General features: G+C 47.0%; 20 protein-coding genes. 19 read left to right on the forward strand and 1 reads right to left on the reverse strand.

What is annotated here, in order from left to right; translation table 11 throughout:
* Positions 1-4: 4 nt before the first annotated feature.
* The 16 genes from OXH00_12430 (at position 5) to OXH00_12505 (ending at position 14,667) form a co-directional block, all read left to right on the forward strand.
* Positions 5-2,215, forward strand: coding sequence for a DUF5916 domain-containing protein (locus OXH00_12430; GenBank protein ID MCY3741819.1), 2,211 nt, complete (start codon positions 5-7; stop codon positions 2,213-2,215).
* Positions 2,216-2,766: 551 nt separating this feature from the next.
* Positions 2,767-3,684 carry an MFS transporter gene (locus tag OXH00_12435; protein ID MCY3741820.1) on the forward strand — a complete coding sequence of 306 codons (918 nt, stop codon included), beginning with the start codon at positions 2,767-2,769 and terminating at the stop codon, positions 3,682-3,684.
* Positions 3,685-4,128: 444 nt separating this feature from the next.
* Positions 4,129-4,884, forward strand: a complete 756-nt coding sequence (locus OXH00_12440) for a class I SAM-dependent methyltransferase (protein MCY3741821.1) — start codon at positions 4,129-4,131, stop codon at positions 4,882-4,884.
* Complete coding sequence (locus OXH00_12445) at positions 4,881-5,957, forward strand: hypothetical protein (GenBank protein MCY3741822.1); 1,077 nt, start codon at positions 4,881-4,883, stop codon at positions 5,955-5,957. Before OXH00_12440 ends, OXH00_12445 begins: the two co-directional genes overlap by 4 nt.
* Before the next feature lie 96 nt (positions 5,958-6,053).
* Positions 6,054-6,374 carry a putative quinol monooxygenase gene (locus OXH00_12450; GenBank protein ID MCY3741823.1) on the forward strand — a complete coding sequence of 107 codons (321 nt, stop codon included), beginning with the start codon at positions 6,054-6,056 and terminating at the stop codon, positions 6,372-6,374.
* 7 nt (positions 6,375-6,381) lie between these two features.
* Complete coding sequence (locus tag OXH00_12455) at positions 6,382-6,756, forward strand: ASCH domain-containing protein (GenBank protein MCY3741824.1); 375 nt, start codon at positions 6,382-6,384, stop codon at positions 6,754-6,756.
* A gap of 54 nt (positions 6,757-6,810) precedes the next feature.
* Entirely contained in the window at positions 6,811-7,431 is a 621-nt protein-coding gene (locus OXH00_12460; protein MCY3741825.1) for a class I SAM-dependent methyltransferase, read from the forward strand.
* Positions 7,428-8,198: a LamG domain-containing protein gene (locus tag OXH00_12465; GenBank protein ID MCY3741826.1), complete on the forward strand. Its 771-nt coding sequence runs from the start codon at positions 7,428-7,430 to the stop codon at positions 8,196-8,198. Before OXH00_12460 ends, OXH00_12465 begins: the two co-directional genes overlap by 4 nt.
* Positions 8,188-8,904, forward strand: a complete 717-nt coding sequence (locus OXH00_12470) for a hypothetical protein (protein MCY3741827.1) — start codon at positions 8,188-8,190, stop codon at positions 8,902-8,904. Before OXH00_12465 ends, OXH00_12470 begins: the two co-directional genes overlap by 11 nt.
* 3 nt (positions 8,905-8,907) lie before the next feature.
* The gene (locus tag OXH00_12475; GenBank protein ID MCY3741828.1) at positions 8,908-9,849 is read left to right on the forward strand and encodes a hypothetical protein; all 942 of its coding nucleotides are present in this window, start codon (positions 8,908-8,910) and stop codon (positions 9,847-9,849) included.
* Between the two features lie 54 nt (positions 9,850-9,903).
* Entirely contained in the window at positions 9,904-10,737 is an 834-nt protein-coding gene (locus OXH00_12480) for a nucleotidyltransferase domain-containing protein (GenBank protein ID MCY3741829.1), read from the forward strand.
* 40 nt (positions 10,738-10,777) lie between these two features.
* A complete protein-coding gene (locus OXH00_12485; protein MCY3741830.1) occupies positions 10,778-11,470 on the forward strand; it encodes a GNAT family protein in 693 nt (230 codons plus the stop codon).
* 194 nt (positions 11,471-11,664) lie between these two features.
* Positions 11,665-11,940 carry a helix-turn-helix transcriptional regulator gene (locus OXH00_12490; protein ID MCY3741831.1) on the forward strand — a complete coding sequence of 92 codons (276 nt, stop codon included), beginning with the start codon at positions 11,665-11,667 and terminating at the stop codon, positions 11,938-11,940.
* 16 nt (positions 11,941-11,956) lie between these two features.
* A complete protein-coding gene (locus tag OXH00_12495; GenBank protein MCY3741832.1) occupies positions 11,957-12,754 on the forward strand; it encodes a sugar phosphate isomerase/epimerase in 798 nt (265 codons plus the stop codon).
* A gap of 16 nt (positions 12,755-12,770) precedes the next feature.
* Positions 12,771-14,084 carry an AAA family ATPase gene (locus tag OXH00_12500; GenBank protein MCY3741833.1) on the forward strand — a complete coding sequence of 438 codons (1,314 nt, stop codon included), beginning with the start codon at positions 12,771-12,773 and terminating at the stop codon, positions 14,082-14,084.
* Positions 14,077-14,667, forward strand: a complete 591-nt coding sequence (locus OXH00_12505; protein ID MCY3741834.1) for a DUF4276 family protein — start codon at positions 14,077-14,079, stop codon at positions 14,665-14,667. Before OXH00_12500 ends, OXH00_12505 begins: the two co-directional genes overlap by 8 nt.
* A gap of 112 nt (positions 14,668-14,779) precedes the next feature.
* On the opposite strand, the gene OXH00_12510 is transcribed toward OXH00_12505, so the two are convergent.
* Positions 14,780-16,396 (reverse strand): gamma-glutamyltransferase, encoded by a 1,617-nt coding sequence (locus OXH00_12510; GenBank protein ID MCY3741835.1) that lies wholly within the window; start codon positions 16,394-16,396, stop codon positions 14,780-14,782.
* A 266-nt stretch (positions 16,397-16,662) separates the two neighbouring features.
* Between OXH00_12510 and OXH00_12515 the strand changes: the two genes are divergently transcribed.
* The 3 genes from OXH00_12515 to OXH00_12525 form a co-directional block, all read left to right on the forward strand.
* Complete coding sequence (locus OXH00_12515) at positions 16,663-17,727, forward strand: 3-isopropylmalate dehydrogenase (GenBank protein ID MCY3741836.1); 1,065 nt, start codon at positions 16,663-16,665, stop codon at positions 17,725-17,727.
* Positions 17,728-17,846: 119 nt separating this feature from the next.
* Positions 17,847-18,413 (forward strand): AAA family ATPase, encoded by a 567-nt coding sequence (locus OXH00_12520; GenBank protein MCY3741837.1) that lies wholly within the window; start codon positions 17,847-17,849, stop codon positions 18,411-18,413.
* Positions 18,414-18,446: 33 nt separating this feature from the next.
* Positions 18,447-18,656 (forward strand): ankyrin repeat domain-containing protein (locus OXH00_12525; protein ID MCY3741838.1); only part of this gene is annotated, 210 nt, incomplete at its 3' end.

Genomic DNA, 18,656 nt, shown 5'->3' on the forward strand with positions numbered 1-18,656 from the left:
CTTTATGACTAATTATTGCAATCTTTGGCATAGGATACGAATATGCTGTTTTTTTCAATTTATCTGCTGGTTGTTATTTTCACACTTTCTCTCGGCGGACACCGAACCGATAGAATATCGGATCAAAGCATATCGAACTTTCACAGACATCAAAATCGACGGTGAACTCGCCGAAGCAGATTGGCAAAAAGCACAACAAATTAATCATTTTGTCCAATATGAACCGGACGAAGGGGCACCAATGACGCAATCAACAGAAGTTAAAGTGCTTTATGATGATAAATACATCTACTTCGGCTTTATCTGTTATGACAACGACCTGTCTAAAATGGTAGCTAATGAAATGCGCCGTGACGCTCCCTTGTTTCGCAATGACTACGTATTTCTGTTTCTTGATACCTACAACGACCAACGAAGCGGATTTTTCTTTCGCGTCAACCCGTTAGGAGCGATGGAAGATATTGCCGTGATGGACAATGGAGACAGTCGAAACGAGAACTGGGATACTGTCTGGGAATGTCGCACCAAAATCAATGAGAGCGATTGGAGAGCGGAGATCGCTATTCCTTTCAGCCAACTCCGCTTTAAAAAGAGCAACGATATAGTTTGGGGGGTAAATTTTGGGCGGAACATCCAACGCAATTATGAAAAAGGAACTTGGGTTCCGGTGCCTAGTGCCTACAGATGGCGAGCAATTTATCGCACAGCCAACCTGGGTCGTTTGATTGGCTTAGAAAATATTGTGCCACAAACACATCTGGAACTACTGCCTTATGTCTTGCCAGGGGTGAGTCAAAGAAAGGCATACAATGAAACAAATGTTCTGTTTGATACCGGATTGGATATCAAGTACAGTTTGACCTCGAATCTAACAGCAGATGCCACCTTCAACACCGATTTTGTCCAAGTCGAAGCTGATCAGGAGCAAGTGAACTTAACACGTTTCAGTCTCTTCTTCCCCGAGAAGCGCCCCTTCTTCTTAGAAAGCGCAGCCTTGTTTGATTTCGGTATTCCACGCACTGGTTTTCGCCAGCCGCCTCCTTTGTTGCTTTTTTACAGTCGTCGCATCGGGATTCAAGATGGGCATGCTATTCCGATCCTTACCGGGGGCAAGATCACAGGAAAAATCGGGTCTTATGGGGTAGGTCTGCTAAACGTATTTACCGATAAATTTCAGGCAGAAGGAACTGATATACCACGCACAAACTACTCCGCGTTCCGTATGACACGGGATCTTTTTAAAGGCTCAACTGTTGGTATGATTGCTATCAATAAACAGGATGCCGATACTTACAACCGGGCAGGTGGATTTGATTTCGTGTATCGGCCCATCAATAGTCTAAGTCTTCGCGGGCTATGGGCACGCACCTTTGAAGAAGATGTGGCAGGAGAACAAGACGCTTTGTACTTCGGAGGCACATCGGAAACTAATAATTTTCGTGTTATCGGATCATATACAGACATAAGTAAGAACTTTAACCCAGAAACCGGATTCGTTTGGCGGAGAGGGATCCGGCGTATCCGCGGCGAAATCCTTTATACATTCCTACTCGGTAGATTCGGGATTCGTCGAATCTGGACAGGACCAGAGTCCAGTTTTATTCTCAATCGAAACAATGAATTAGAAACCAGAGACCTCAGATTCGTTACCGGAGGTGAATTTGAAAGCGGAAAGGTGTTTAAGCAGTTTACTTGCCAGATCCAGCGGACTTTTGACCGTCTCTGTGAGGATTTTGAGATCCGCGAGAGTATTATTATTCCGACTGGAAAGTATAATTTTACTGCCTTCAAGGCTCTTATATCTACTGATAACAGCAAAAAGATTTCTGGTTTGTTTGCTGTGAATTTTGGGGATTTTTTTAACGGCGAGAGACGTGGTTTTGAGATCGTCGCTGACTTTAGACCAAGTGGGCGTTTCCGTTTTCAACCGCAGTATGAATTTAACCGCGTCATACTCGAAAATAAAATATTTGATGCCAATGTTTTCGGAGCTCATGTTGCCTATTCCTTCTCCACCGCTCTTTTTGCCAGACTTTTCGCCCAATGGAACAGCGATCAAAACCTTATATCTACGAACTTTTTGTTAAACTATATCTACCGTCCGGGTAGCAACTTCTACCTCGTTTTCAACCAAGTATACGATACCCAAGGAGAAAGGGTAGACTTTGTAGATTCTACGCTTGTTGCTAAAATGACTTATTGGTGGAACCCATAAACCGCTCTCAACAAAATTCAAAAAACATTAGTGAAACCGGTCCTAGGGCACAGTATCCGGTGTTATCACCAAGCTGAAACCAAGTCCTTTATACACAGATTTCTACAGATCTTATGACTGGATATTAGCAATCGCATTCGGATGCAGTTAACGCATATGGAATCAAAAAAATCTTGGCAGCAATTGGTCTGAACTCGAAAACTAATCTTTAGAGTCTCATAATACCCTATTCCAAAATGCAATAAACGGAGGTAAACCATGAAAATCTGTTTGACTTAGGGACCCTAATTCTGCGCGTACTATCGGTTATTAATGCTACAAAGTTATCGTCAAGGAAAATTGGAACCGGATGCAGACAAATCCGGCATCCAGGTCCCTATGGGCATTTCTTACTTCGAATCCCCAGAGTTAATATGGATTTACTGAAGAATTCTGCTCTGTGTGGGTTAGTTTTTAGAGAAAAATAAGTTCTGACGTTAGCAACATTCGGTCAACACTACTAACTCTCAAAAACAATCAACTCCCATTCTGCCTAACTAGAAAGACATCTGATGTCTAAACAGAAATCTCCTTCAATAAAGTCCGCAGGAGAGAACGAGCCGGACACGGGAAAACCGGTTGGATATTTTGAACTCATCCACTGCAATCCTAACTTTCGGTATCTCTGGTACGGACAGGTGGTCAGTCTCCTCGGCGACTGGTTTAACCTCATCGCCTCAGCAACATTAGCTGCCCAACTCAGTGGTTCTGGATTCGCAGTAGGTATCTTATTCGCAATCCGAATGTTAGCACCTTTCGTCATTGCCCCTGTCGCCGGGATATGCACAGACCGCTACAACCGGAAACACATATTAATCATCACCGATGTTACACGCAGCTTCATCGTTTTCGGCTTTCTTTTCGTGCAAGAAGAGAGCGACATTTGGCTACTCTATACCCTCGCGACCCTTCTGTTCAGTGTTAGCGGTTTCTTCAGTCCTGCCCGTAGTGCAATCCTACCAGACATTACTTCCCCACGAGAACTTGGTACTGCCAACGCTTTCGGTGCTGCAACCTGGGCAGTCATGTATGCACTCGGAGCTGCCATCGGTGGTTTCACAACAGGAATCTTTGGTATTCATACCGCATTTATTATAGACGGATTAACCTTCCTCATTTCAGCCTTCGTTCTGCTTAAAATTAAACTATCCAATTCACCATCTACAACAAAGGGAAATTCTACCCAAGCAAAGTTATCGGCGTTGCGTTACATGCTTCGACATCCTGATGTCCTCTTCATCGCGATGCATAAAGCGGCAATAGTTCCAGGATTTCAAGTTCTACAGGTAGAAATCGCCAAAAACTACTTTACTATCGGTGTTGGCGGGGTATTGAGTTTAGGAATGATGTACTGTATGAATGGTATTGGTGGTGGGATCGGACCTATCCTTGCACGGCGTTGGACTAGGGATCAGAACACACGACTTTGAATCGGCATTACCTTCGGCTACATAATTACGATATTCGGACTTGCTCTTACCGCTCCTCTTTTTACTCTAACAACAGTACTGCTCGGCGGAGCTATTCGGAGCTTAGGGAACGGGATTGTATGGGTTTTCTCAACACAACTGCTGTTCAAATCCGTCCCAAACGAGATCCGAGGCAGAATCTTTGGTGCTGAACTCGCCCTCTATACCCTCATAGGAGGTGTCGGTACAGCAATTATCGGATTGCTGTTAGATCGATTTCAAATTCAAGTTATCTTATGGGCGATGGTAGCTCTACCCCTTATTCCAGCAGTGTTGTGGTGGTTATGGCAGACCGCACGAAACAAGGTAGACTAATATGACGCTTTATGGTATATTCGTTAATTGTAAAATCTGATATAATTGAATGTATAACCCTGATTCTATATAAAATCAAAAGGGGAGAATATGCTGGATACCAAATTTAGGACCACATTCAATACCACTGCACATCTCTACGCGGAGGTACGCCCAGGATACCCCAAGGAATTAGTTCAGGATGTAATCAATCTATCCGCTCTCACAGAACACAGCAGAATCCTTGAAGTCGGCTGTGGAACTGGAAAAGCGACCCGATCCTTTGCAGAACGCGGATACGAAATGGTCTGTTTGGACATCGGTGCTGACCTGATTGCCGTTGCGAGAGAAAAGTTAAGGGAATTTCCAAATGTTTCGTTTGTGGAACAAGCATTTGAGGCGTGGAAATCTGAAGGGATGTTTGATCTTGTTATTTCTGCCACCGCCTTTCATTGGGTGGATCCGAAAGTAAGATACCTGAGAGCGTCCGAGGCACTTGAATCAGGTGGTTCCCTCGCTGTTTTCTCAAACCAACATGTGCGGAAGGACGAAGGCTTCTTTGTGGAAACCCAGAGCTTGTATGATAGGTATTACCTACCACTAATCGCTGACCGCCCTACGTATGCTACGAGTTTTCCGGGTGTGGAAGCCTTTGAAGATCCAATTAAACGCGTCTATCCATGGACGCAAACGTATTCATCTGAGCAATACATCAAGCTCCTCAGCACCTATTCGGATCATATCGCATTACCGGACGAGAATAGAAATCTGCTGTTTGAAGGGATTGTTAATCTTATTGAGACGAGGTACAACGGGCAAGTAACCAAACATTATGAAGCCGTTCTTGACTTTCGGGAGACAGAATGAAAATCACAAAGATTGAGACATTCCAGATTGAGACCCCGCGTTATTACGGTCACATATCAGGGCATGTTATCGTCAAAGTCCATGTAGACGACGGTCCCGTCGGGTTAGGCGAAGCCTCGGACAGCAAGGCTGACGATTTAGGCGCAGTGACCAAACACTACAACGATTTACTCATCGGACGTGATGCCACCCGTATCACAGAGATCAACGAGTTCCTACGGGCACAGAATTTCGGTAGCACGGTTAGCAATCTACACCTCGCTTCCGCCATTGATCTCGCACTTTATGACCTGAACGGCAAGGTCCAGGGCGTACCCGCTTACCAAATGCTCGGCGGCAAAATGCGAGACAGCGTCTATTGCTGCTATCCAATCTTCGGATGGCAGGTAAAAGAGGATTTTGAGAAGACCGCGGGCTATCTGCAACGATTGATAGATCTCGGACACCATCTCTTCCGTTATTATATATCCGGCGATAGTGCCTTGGATGACCGGTTTCTGACTGAAATGAAGTCCAGATTTGGCGAGCAGATTAAACTCAAACAACTCGACTGTTCTGGTCGCTTCAATGACTGGGAGACCGCGCTGCGTTACGCCGATGTCCTTCGGCATCACACCCCCTACCATTTTGAACAGCCCTCACGAGACCTACAAGTGTGTGCAGAGTTCACCAAACGTATGGATTTACCTGTGAGTCTACACATTGGTAGTTTGGGATCTGGGTATGAAGCAGCCGAACGCGGTGCTTGCACTATCTTCAACGTAGCGTGTGTAGCCGGAGGTCCGACCCATATCCGTCGGCTGTTTGCGTTGGCGGAAGCGGCTGGAATCGAATGTCTGATCGGCACGGACCAAGAATCGACGCTTGGGACAGCCGCACAAATCCACGTTGGTGTTTCAATGCCGAACCTTACCCTACCATGCGACCCAATGGGACCCGTCCTCTATACGGCATCACCAGCGCAGGAACGCATCCGAGCAGAAGCCAGCCATCTCTATCCACCCGAAGGACCCGGACTCGGTGTCGAATTGGATGTAGATAAACTGAGGGCGTTGACGGTAGCCTCCGCATAAGATTCCAATTTTGAATTTGACAACTATCCCCTGTTATGATAGGCTGCGGCATTAAAAGGGGAATTGATCCCTAATGTCTAAAAAAGGAGAGAGATTATGTTTGTTATCATTGCACCGATTCAGATTAAAGAAGGTCATCGAGATGCGTTCATTGAAGCTATGATAGACGATGCAAAAGGTTCCGTTGCGGATGAACCCGGCTGTCTGAGATTTGATATAATTCAAGACGGTGCCGATCCGAATCGGATATGGCTTTATGAAGTCTATACAGACGAGGCAGCGTTCCAAGAGCATCTGAAAGCCCCACACTTCATTAAGTGGCGGGATACCGTCAAAGACTGGTTCGCTGAGAGCGATTTTAAAGGCGCAGGCGGCGGAAGTTCCAACATTTACCCGCCAGACGACGCTTGGCAGTAAGTCAGTTTTGATAGTTAATGCACTGTCCATCGTTTCACCATCCGTGCAGCGTATTGTTGCGGGGAAGAAGGTCGTCGAAATACGACGGTGGCTGCCGCCGAAGATTCCTTTTCTCAATCTCGTGCTTGTGGAAAATGAGATTTACTTGACCGAGGAAGGACAGGAAGACCCCAACGGGCTGGCACGCGCAATCGCCGACATTACCGGCGTTCACGAATGGACACGTGAAGAAGCCGAATCGCAAGGGATAGATTGGATCCCTGGCTATGTCTGTTGGGAACTGTCAAATGTGCGGCACATAGCACCGCCTATCCCGTGTGTCGCACGACGGAAAATCTATAAAATTGACATTGATGCGCCGCTACCTATTGGTGGTTGTTGACATTGGCTTGACGGTCAAAGTGTCAGTTGAAATACGACAGCGGAGTTTGCCAACATGATGCGGTTCACTGACACACTCGTTAAGACCTACGAAAAGTACGCCCATGAAAGAGCATTGCACTCGCCTGACGCATTCAAGGTACAAGAGCGATCCGAGTTTCTAAAGTTCTTGAAGGCTGAAAGACGGGAGACGCTCCTTGAAATCGGGTGTGGTCCCGGTCAGGATGCTCAGTTTTTTCAATCTCAAGGATTCAGAGTTTTGGCGGTGGACAACACACCAGCAATGGTGAAACTCACTGCTGAAAAGGGGGTGTCTGCGCAAGTCTTGGATTGCTATGATCTCGGTGAAATTAACGAATGTTTCGATGCAGTCTATACCATGAATTGCCTCCTGCATATACCGAAGCGCAATATTGATCAGGTTTTGCGTTTAATTTCAAGACGGCTCAATGAAAACGGCTTAATGTATCTCGGTCTATGGGGAGACCAAGACTTTGAGGGTATCTGGGAACACGATAGATATGAGCCGAAACGGTTTTTCTCCTTCTGGAAGACAGAGGCACTTCTTGAAGTCCTCCAGCGATCATTTAGGTTGGAGTATTATCGGCGATTAGAGCCTCGTGAAGGCTGGATATTCAATTCTTTTATTCTCCGTAAATATGGAGGTTCAAAGTGAGACGAACAGTTATTTATATTCTGAGCGTGGCATTCGTTTTCATATTTCCCTTTGTGAGCACCGCAATTGAGGACGATGCAATGGTCCTTTACTACTCGTTTGATGAAGGTAAGGGAAAAGAGGTTGAAGACCTGAGCGGCAAAGGGAATCACGGCACGCTCGAAGCCAATGCCAAATGGGAGAAAGACGGGAAGATCAATGCAGGTGTGTTTTTTGATGAGCAGATTCAGAAGGGTGTCGTCGCCGCTCCAGCATCTGATAGTCTGGCGATTACCAAGAATTTGACGATGGAGGTATGGGTATACCCAGAAAGTGTCGGCGATTATCGTAATGTCCGTGGTCAGGCGGGACCTCACACGTATTATCTCAGTATCCATCAAGGTAGACCGTCCGTGTGGATGGGATGCCCCGGTGCTGGCGGACGGACATGGAACAGTGCAAAGAACGAGATTCCGACCGATAAGTGGTCGCACGTCGCCGCAGTTTACGAGTTTGATAAGGAGCTTCGGCTTTATATCAACGGCAAACTTGATAATACGTATAAACTGGAAGGCGAAATTCCGGTTTCTCAATCAGATCACTGGTTCGGCAATCGCCTCGATGGTCCGTGGCCCTATGGCGGGAAGCTTGATGAATTTGTTATCTATAACCGTGTTCTGACTGAGGAGGAGATTCAGCAAGATATGGAGCAGGTCTTGAGTGTGTCGCCGTTAGATAAAGCTGCGACGACTTGGGGGCTACTCAAAAGAGATAGAGATGTTGACTAAACTGACCCCGCAGCTGTTTACTTGGGTGGAAGTTCACGGCGCGTCGCGGAATCAAGCGTACAACTGGAATAGTTTTTTAGTGCAAGACGAGAGCAACAGCATCCGGGCATTGATATATCCGCTTCCACTCTCAGCAAGTCAGATTCAACAAATTGACGAACTTGGCGGTCCAACGCATCTAATGCTAACCTGTGCCTATCACGCGAGAAGTTTGAGAGAATTCAAGCAAAAATGGGACTGCCAGGTTTTAGTCCATGAAAATCAGGTAGATGAGGTCGAATTTACTTTTGACGACACGTTCGCGGACAGAGATATGCTTTGGGATTTCCTTGAAGTTGTGCGTGTACCGAATGTCCGGCATCGCGAAGAGGTCTGTTTCTACTTAAAAAATCACAAAGGTGCACTGATCATCGGCGATCTCATCAGTGGTGGCAGAAAGGACAGCGGCATTCCGGATGGAAAAGTGGGATTTAACGCGCCTGAATATCTGGTGGATCTTGACAAAGCCCGCTTGTCTCTCAAAGTGCTGCTACATTTTGAATTTGACCTTATGTGCTTCGGTCACGGATCACCAGTTGTTCGTGGTGCCAAAGAGGTTTTGAAACATTTTATTCAATGTGATGCTACGTGGGAAGACTTCGCTCAAAGACGTGAGGCAGGATTTCGTTTAAATCCTGAACTCAGAAAGCTGCACGATAAAAAATAAAAGATGATACCTATTAATGCCTACAACTTCCTGAAATTTGAGGTGCCTCGTGAGGATGACAGTCTTATCAGCTGCTATCTACGCCGTGATAAAGCTGTAGAATTGCGAAAAAAACCGATCATCTTTCTCTTGCAAGGATCGGGTGCCAATTCATTTTTCTCAGAGAAAGATGGAAAGTGCTATACACCACTTCTGTTTGGCGCACTTGGGCATCTTGTAGAGGATTGGCATGTCATTGGCATAGAAAAACGAGGCGTTCAATTGGGAGATTTCAAGGGTTTCCACGGCTGCGCGGGAGTGAGTCAGGAATATATTGAACATGCAACGCTCTCCAGACGGGTCAATGATGTAGATCATGTCATCAGCTACTTGAAATCTGCGAACAACCTGTACGATGAAAATGAAATTGTTGTTATTGGACATTCGGAAGGTTCCGATGTCGCAGCAGGGGTCGCAGCCACAAACTCCAATGTGACTCATCTTGCGCTTCTGGGTTTTTCTGCTGCCCACGGTCTATTCGACGCATTCATTAGTCTACGAAGACAACTCAACTCTGGAAAAATCTCAAGGCAGGAGTTTGTTGAGAAATACGATTGGCTTATTTCAAAATATAGAGACATCCGTGCCAACCCAGAATCGTTTGAAGAGTTCTATGGACATACATATAAGCGTTGGGCATCGTATTGTTTCGACGCATCGCTTCAAAACTTGGCCACAATTACGATTCCTATTTTTCTCGGTATCGGCTCCTTAGACGAGAATGCAATTGGCTCCGATTATTTCGTTGCGGATTTGGTCAGACGAGGAAAAGATAATCTCACATATAAAAATTACCTTGACTGTGATCACGGGTTCTTCAAACATTGCGGCGATAAATCCGAGTCTATTCATAACGAAGTGGTTGACGATATAATGAAATGGGTAAAAAGTACATCCAAATGTTAGCCGATTAGAAAAACAGTGATCGATTAATGAAAAGTCGTTCCGGGAGGTGTTTGAATGAGTGAAGACATCTGTTTCAATCCAGAGGATCAACAGTTTGTTGATCGTGCTGTAGATTTTTGCCAACGAATGGGTGAGCGTGCTGTCCTTATGTTGATTGGGAGTCGTGCCGCTGGTTTCACCGATGGATGGTCGGATCTTGACCTGTGTATCATTGGCGATAAGCGTCACCTTTCCGATGAAGATCGAGAGACCTATGAACAAAGTTGGCAACTCTTCGTTGATCGAGGTGATTTTGAGGCACACTGGTCATTTTATGATGAAAGTGACCTGCGGGCGTGGTTGGAAATGTATCCAGATGAGATGATGTGGGTTATTGCGACTTCACGAACTCTCTACGGTTGTTCAAGTACTGCTGAGGAATTGAAGGATCGCTATTGCGTGTATCCGCCTGCGATCGCGGAGCGCAAGTTGAAGTGGATGTTCGGCAAGTATTACTTCTCGCAGCGCGGTCCCTTGGCTATGGCAGCTCGAAATAAGGTGGAAACGGCATTTGTTGCGGTTGGAAACGTTATTGAGTACCTCTGTAAAATATGCTGTGTTGCTGAGAGACAACCGTTTCCCTATGAAAAATGGGTGGTTGAAGCAGCTAAACAGACACGATTGGGTGCAATGGTGTATCCATCAATTCAACGCGCTGTGAATGGCATCGGAGACTTTCTTGATCCGCCAGCCGACCAGAACTGGCGTGACTGGACACCGGTGAAAGAATTACGGGGGACGTTACCAATTGTTCAAAATGGACTAAAGGAACTCGGTTGGGTTTGCGATTGGATTGACGATCCGAACGCAGCTTACTTTGATGAAACAGTCAGACGACCGGCACCCTGAATGCACCCATTGCATAATAACAAACACAAAAAGGATGACTATGGCACAATCGTCTCTCCAAGTCGGAAATATCGTTCAACCAATTGCGCGTGTTGACTTGCCTCAAAGGACGGACTATGAGGGTAAATTTATTTCACTATCACCAATCAATCCACAAACCGATGTTGCGGAACTCTATGAATGCTCTCACGGATCGGATGTAAAGGAGCAAATCTGGACCTACATGAGTTACGGTCCCTTTGATAGCACACACGACATGCATAAGTGGCTTGAAGAAGGAGCGAGATCGGAGGATCCCCTCTTCTTTACCGTCCATCATCTTGAATCGAAGCAACGGGTTGGTATGGTAAGTTTCCTGAACATCGTTTCAGACATGCGACGACTGGAACTCGGACATATTTGGTATTCACCGGATTCCCAGCGATCGAACGTGAATACAGAAGCCATATACCTAATGCTCTGTGAGGCTTTCGATAAACTGAAATACCGTCGTGTCGAATGGAAATGCGATTCTCTGAATGAAAAGTCTCGAGCAGCCGCACTGCGACTCGGCTTTAAGTTTGAAGGTATCTTCAGACAGCATATAATCGTAAAAGGTCGAAATAGGGATACTGCTTGGTATTCGATGTTGGACAGTGAATGGGTTGCTGTTAAGAAGAACATGGAGATGTGGTTGTATCAAAACCCCAACCAGCAGCTATCCTTAACAGCACTCAATAATAGTAGGTCTTGAAATAATAAGATTGATTCAATCTCACTGTTTAGAGTCATTCAATCCGATATAGTTCTTCTGACGTAAATTCAGGGCATGATTGGTTTCTACACTCCAGCGGAGTGTTATATCTATAGAGGATGGGATGCTCAATGTCTTGCACTCCAGCGGAGTGCTATGTATGGAAAGTCTGACATTTATCTACCAAAAAAACGATGAGCGATTTAAACCAGTATGTCCAAAAACGTAAAGCCAGAGACCCTGAATTTACCGAGAATTACGAAACTGGTTATTTGGAATTCAAGATCGGAGTTCTCCTTCGGCAAGCCAGAGAGGAGGCGGGTTTAACTCAGGAAGAGGTGGCGCAAAAGTTGAATACCAAGAAGTCTGCTATCTCAAGAATGGAGAACCATGCGGAAAATGTCAGATTGTCAACTTTAGGAAAGTACGCAAAAGTGCTTGGCAAGACATTATATTTATCAGTCGGATAAGTAAGGAGACATGTTGATGAGCAAATTGAAATTTGCTTGCCACCTCATCCAATTTGGTGGGGAGCAGCAAGAAAATCCAGAAAAAGTGTTACGAGAGGTAGCAGATGCCGGTTGGGAAGGCGTTGAAAGTGTTCCTTTTGAAGGCGCAGACGGCCTCGTTGAAATGGCGACGCTTGCCCGGAGTCTCGGACTTCATATCGTCAATGCCGGTGGTGCTGGACTCGACAGGGTTAAGTTCAACATCACCCTCGGCAACAATGCTGCTGAAGTGCCGTCGTTGAGGCGTTCAGAATGGGGTGGACCGGATCCAAGCGATGAGGATTTCGAGAATGCTGCCCGAACGTTAGATGACATGCTCGCGTATTGTGACGCTCACAATATCAAAGGCTTCCACCACGCACATCTTGGCACGATGCTTGAGACAGTTGATGATGCTGAACGCCTCTTGGCAGCAGCACCGAGTCTCTGGTTGCTGTTTGACACAGGACACATGCTCGCTGCGGGGAGCGATCCGATGCAAGTCTTTGAGAGCGAAAATTTACAGAATCGGATTGGGCATGTTCATCTCAAGGACTGCCACGCCGATGACCCAGGAACATGGGATTACAGAACGCAACGCTTCGGTGAGAAGGCACGTTTCGCGGAACTTGGTGCCGGAAACCTCGGACTTGATGTTAAAGCCGCACTTGAAGGACTCGAAGCCGTTGGTTATGACGGATGGGTTTCTGTCGAACTTGATCGTCCGTATCCGCCGCGTCCAGCAGCCGAAGCCGCAGTCGTAAACCGAGAATATCTGCGGGGTCTCGGATATTAAAAGGAGGCACATTCCTATGCTGAAGCGAATCAAAATTCAAGGGTATAAATCACTCGTGGATCTTGAGGTAAACTTTGAGCACCTTGCTGTACTCGTCGGTCCCAACGCTTCAGGAAAGAGCAATTTCCTTGATGCTTTACACCTCCTATCGCGCGTAGCCGCCAGCCGGACCCTGAAAGAAGCATTTGACCCGCCTTACCGAGGACACGCGCTGGAGTCGTTCACTTTTGGAAGGGAAGGCATCAAGAGCCTCTTGGAACAGGAAACAGTATCATTTAGTATAGAGGTAGATGTTCAACTTTCTCCCAAGATCGTTGAGAATGTCAATCAGCAAATTCAGAAGATGAGACCGGTACCACTGGATGAAGATGAATCTGTTTCAAGGCGGTCGCCACCTACCGTGCGTTCGCGAAATCTTCGGTATCGGATTGAGATTGAGATGCTCCCCAAGTTGGGGACATTGCGGGTCGCGAACGAGTATCTCGCTGCGCTTAATACCACAGGTGGCTTAAGTCAAAAACGCAAGCCGTTCTTAGAACGGGTTGGCAATCAGCTGCATCTGCGGATGGAAGGGCAAGCGCGTCCAGCCCACTATGAGCGAGGTCTCAATTATAGTATCCTTTCAATGGCGCATTATCCCCCTCATCATCCTCATTTGGTTGCGATGCGGCAGGAATTGGCGAGTTGGTTTACCTTCTATTTTGAACCGCGTGAACGCATGCGGCTCCCAAGTCCTGTTAAGGAAGTTCACCATATTGGGTTGATGGGGGAAGATCTCGCGGCCTTTCTTAATACTTTGCGAGGTCTCAATCCGCGACAGTTTGAATCCATTGAGAAATCTCTCCATGCTATGATTCCTTCTATAACAGGCATTGAGGTTGGTGTCAATGTGTCAGGCGAAGTGGAATTGAATCTGTGTGAAGGCGAAAAACGTGTTTCGGCACGGGGTTTATCGGAGGGGACACTCCGGATTTTAGGGTTTTTAGCACTCGTTGGTGCCGAAAAATCGCCAGCGTTGGTAGGCTTTGAGGAACCGGAAAACGGCGTTCATCCGCGTAGGATTCGGCGCATTGCTCGGTTTTTGGAAACTCGCATGCTTCTTGAAGATATCCAGTTCATTGTGACAACACATTCAACGCTTTTGCCGGATCTTATCCCTCCTGAGTCTGTGTACGTTTGTCGTAAAGTTGATGGCAAAACAGAAATTGAACCCTTTACTATGATGTATCTTGGACCGCTATGGAAGCGGGTGGATATTGAGGATGTGCTGGAGGATGAAAGCGTGCTATCTCCTTCTGAACGTATCTTACGGGGGGATTTTGATGCATAATATCAGTCTGTTCGTTGAGGATGCAGTCCATGAGGATTTTCTCGTGGCACTGGTTCAGCGGGTTGCTAATGCGGGCGACATCAAGATTAAAGTCTCCGGTGTCCGCGGTGGACATGAAGCCGTTATTACGGAATTGAAGCAGTATCAACAGGATTTGCAACACAACGGTGAGGATCTACCAGATCTCATCATCGTAGGTACGGATAGTAATAGCAAGGGATTTTTGCAGCGGGAAAAAGAAATCAATCAGGCAACCTCCAATTTGGCGGATCGCGTTATCAGTATGATTCCGAAACCGTATATCGAGCGATGGCTCCTTCTCGATGCGGAGGCGTTCAAGACGGTATTTGGTGGCGGCTGCTCGGTTCCTCAGCGGAAATGTGACCGTGATCGCTACAAGCGTCTTCTCCTACAAGCGATTCATGACGCAGGCGTGATCCCGCTTTTAGGGGGTATTGAACATATCGCAGATCTCGTCAATGCAATGGATCTCCAACATTTGGAGCAAAGCGATAGATCCTTCCGAAGGTTTTTCAGAGCGTTGCAGCAACGTTTTGAAAATTGGCAGCAGACAGAAGGTTGATGCTACACTGTCATTTATTAGGCCACTTTTTTAATACATATACCAGTAATAAAAGAAGTAGCAAAGTAATAAAAAGTTTCATGACAAAAAAAGATAGAAAACACTATCATTTTTACGCTAAACCCGCCGCGTGTCTTCCAGCAGCTGGATCACCAGCAGCATAGAATGTCCCACTATCTTTGTCAATATGGATCATGGAAGGCGCAGCAATGGCACCTCCATGTGCCCTAAGTTGATGCCCGCGATTACCAAGTTCTTCCCTGACGTTTTCACTCACACTGTCGTTGATAGTCAACGAACCCGCTTGCCCGAATGTTTGTGCACGGTTCGGGTTCGGATCGAACGAATCTTCGTGATGGGCAGTGGCGAAGCGTGGGGCTGTAACAGCATCTTCCGGTAGCATGCCGAACTCAACGAAATCGAGCAGTAAATTCATCGTCGCTTGATCTTGCAAGTCTCCGCCTGCAACGCTAATTGCTAAAATTGGAGCACCGTCCTTAAGAATCAGTGTCGGGGTGAGCGTAATTCTCGGACGCTTTCCGGGCTGGATACAGTTCGGATGCCCTGGCGTTGTGTTGAGACTTCGTAAGCGGTTACCATAACTGACACCTGTCGGTCCGACCATACCGCCTGCGTGATAGACATTAGCACTCGGTGTCGCAGCGACGACATTCCCCCACCGGTCAGCAACTGCACAGGTCGTTGTTCCACCTACGCCAGGTCGAAAGACACCGCCCGGTTTTAATGGCTCCATGTTATCCACATCACCGGGTCTGGCTTCGTGTGATGCCTTCTGCATATCAATCAATGGTCGGCGGATCTCAGTATAGGCATCCGAAAGCAGCTTGGATAACGGAACATCCACAAACTCCGGGTCGCCGTAATAGGCATCGCGATCAGCCATCGCCAGTTTGAGTGCTTCCGTAACCACATGCACATAGTCTGCCGAGGCGTTACCCATCGCTTTGAGATCGAAACCTTCCAATAAACGCAGTGCTTGGCAGAGATAAGGACCTTGCGTCCAAGTCCCGCACTTGTGCACCGTATACCCTCGGTAATCCACCGATACGGGGTCTTCAACAAGCGTAACATGGGCAGCGAGGTCTGACTTACGGAGAAACCCACCCTTGTCAATGTAAAAACCTTCCAAGGCATCGGCAATATCGGTATCAGCACCGTTCCGTCCGTAAAACCGATCGCTTGCGGCTTGGATTTTTTCTTCACGGCTCCCAGATGTTTTCTGTTCCGACTCGACCATCCGACGCAAAGTGACCGCCAAGTCAGAATGCCAGTCCGCCTCACTAGTATCAAGCAGTGCGAGTGTCGGTGTGACGATGTTTTCAAACGTCTTCGTGCCATACAACTTGAGGGTGGTTGTACACAAATCAACAACCGATGGCACGGGTGCCATTTTGATGTCGCCATTCGGGATACCGTTTTCCATATACCAATCAATGGCGGTTTGCGAGAGCGGTGCTCGCCCCTGTCCGGAGAGTGATTTCACTTCCCGCTTTTCCGCGTTGAAGATAAGGAGTGGGACCTCACCCCCGATAGAACAGGCACCGTGATCTGTGACATTGAGCGCGAGGATCGTCCCCGCCGCTGCGTCCGCCGCATTTCCGCCCGCTTCCAGAATTTCGATTCCTGCCGCAACGGCTTTTGCCCCACCGGCAGCAACGGCTCCAGTTTTACTAACAGCATTCCATCCAATTTCTTGAGTATTTGGCATCGGTTTCTCCTTTGCTTTAGCGTCAGAAGTTGATCTGATTTCCAATCCTCTTTTTTGCTATTGAAAGCATATCATAGAACTTCATCTTGTGCAACGTCTAAAATGATATAATTTCTGCAGTCAACAATAGCACTTGACAATTGCCATCAATTCGGCTTAAACTTTAACAAAAATCCTGAAGACTTAGTTTGTGAGGATTAAAATGTGTAGTAACACGCCGAGCGAAAATAGATTGATGAAAATTTATGGTTTATAGAAAGGAAAATATGGCTGAATACAAAATTGCGGTAATTCGAGGAGACGGAATCGGGATTGAAGTGATAGAGGAAGGCATCAAGGTCCTCAACGCTATCGCTGACAGGTATGACATCAAATGGGACTTTGTAGAATTCCCTTGGGGTTCAGACTACTATTTCAAGCATGGGCACATGATGCCAGCGGATGCTCTTGATACCCTTGCGGAGTTCGACCAGATTTATCTTGGGGCAGTCGGACACCCCGACATCCAAGACCACATTGCGCTCAATGGGCTCCTGTTGCCAATCCGACGTAGATTTGATCAGTACGTCTGTGAGCGACCGAGCGTTCTCTATCCCGGCATTAGTACACCGCTCAAGGACAAGGAGGCTTGGGAGATTGATCTCGTGGTGATAAGAGAGAACACAGAGGGGGAGTATGCCAACGTTGGTGGGTTTCAATACCAAGGATTCCCTGAAGAGATCGGCGTGCAGGTTGGCGTATTTACTCGCCACGGCTGCGAGCGGATTATCACTTATGCCTTCGAGCAAGCTCGGGCACGAGATAAGAAACGCAAAGTCACTTCGATCACCAAGTCGAACGCACAAGGCTACGGCATGATTGTATGGGATACAGCCTTCGAGCGAGTGGCTGGGGAGTATCCCGATATAGAGACGGAATCGTTGCTTGTGGACGCAGCCTGTATGGATTTCGTGCGGAGACCAGAGGACTTTGATGTGGTCGTCGCCAGTAATCTGTTTGGGGATATCCTCACGGACATCGGCGCGATTATTACCGGAAGCATGGGGCTGGCTCCGAGCGGCAATATCGACCCGCAACGTCGATTCCCATCAATGTTCGAGCCTGTTCACGGAAGTGCTCCGGACATCATGGGGATGGGCATCGCGAATCCATTGGCAGCAATTATCTCCGGTTCGATGATGTTGCGCTTCATCGGTGAGTTAAAAGCGGCAGAAACGATAGATGCAGCGGTCCTAAAGGTCGTCGAGGCAGGCAAAACCCTTCCACCGGATCTCGGTGGTCAAGCCACAACCTCACAGATCGGCGACGCTGTGGTAAACGCGCTCGGCTAATGTGCTTTGTCATGTTCCAATATGAAATGGGAATTTGGTGATATTGGATTGACTCATAAAACTGCGTATGCACGACATTCTCTATTTGAAAGGCTGTCAGTTAGATTAATACCTATCTCATGAATACCACTTGTGAACTTGGGAAAATTATCCTCATCAACGGCGCGTCTAGTTCCGGAAAATCAACACTTGCCCGTCAACTACAGCAAAAACTGCCAATCCCATTTTGGCACTTTTCGTTTGACCACCTCCGTGATTCCAATGTTCTACCAATGGCACGTATTCTCAGCCGTGAAATCGATTGGCAAACGATGAGACCTGCTGTTTTTGATGGATTCCATCGGTGTCTGCCAGTTTTGGTTGAGGCAGGTAACAATCTTATTGTCGATCATATTATTGAAAATGAGATGTGGATGTTGGATCTGGTGCAATTACTCGCCGGTTTGGATGTATTCTTTGTTGGCATACACTGCCCGCTTCCTGAGCTTGAGCGCAGGGAGCGTGAAAGGGGAGATCGGCGAATCGGGGAGGCTCGAACGGACTATCAAGTCATACACAGTTTTACCGAGTATGATCTGGAAATTGACTCAATGCAGCCGTGCCAAGCCAATGTAAATACAATAATGAATAATTGGAAAGTTCGCCAGCCTCCGAGTGCCTTTGACCGGATGGCTGCGCGAAAATGAAAACACAATTAACCTAACACATGGAGAATAAGTATGGAACTCGGTTCAATTCATGACGCGGCAGCCAACGGGGACCTCGATGTTGTAAAGAAAATCGTTGAGCAGGACCCTCGTCTGGTCAACCAAGACGACAAATACGAATGGCGTCCTATATTTCATGCCGGATTAAGATGCCATTATGACGTTGTTAAATATCTAATAGACTGTGGTGCTGATTTGGCAGCGCATGACGGTTACGCGATT

This window comes from Candidatus Poribacteria bacterium (assembly GCA_026706025.1).
Lineage (GTDB): Bacteria > Poribacteria > WGA-4E > WGA-4E > WGA-3G > WGA-3G.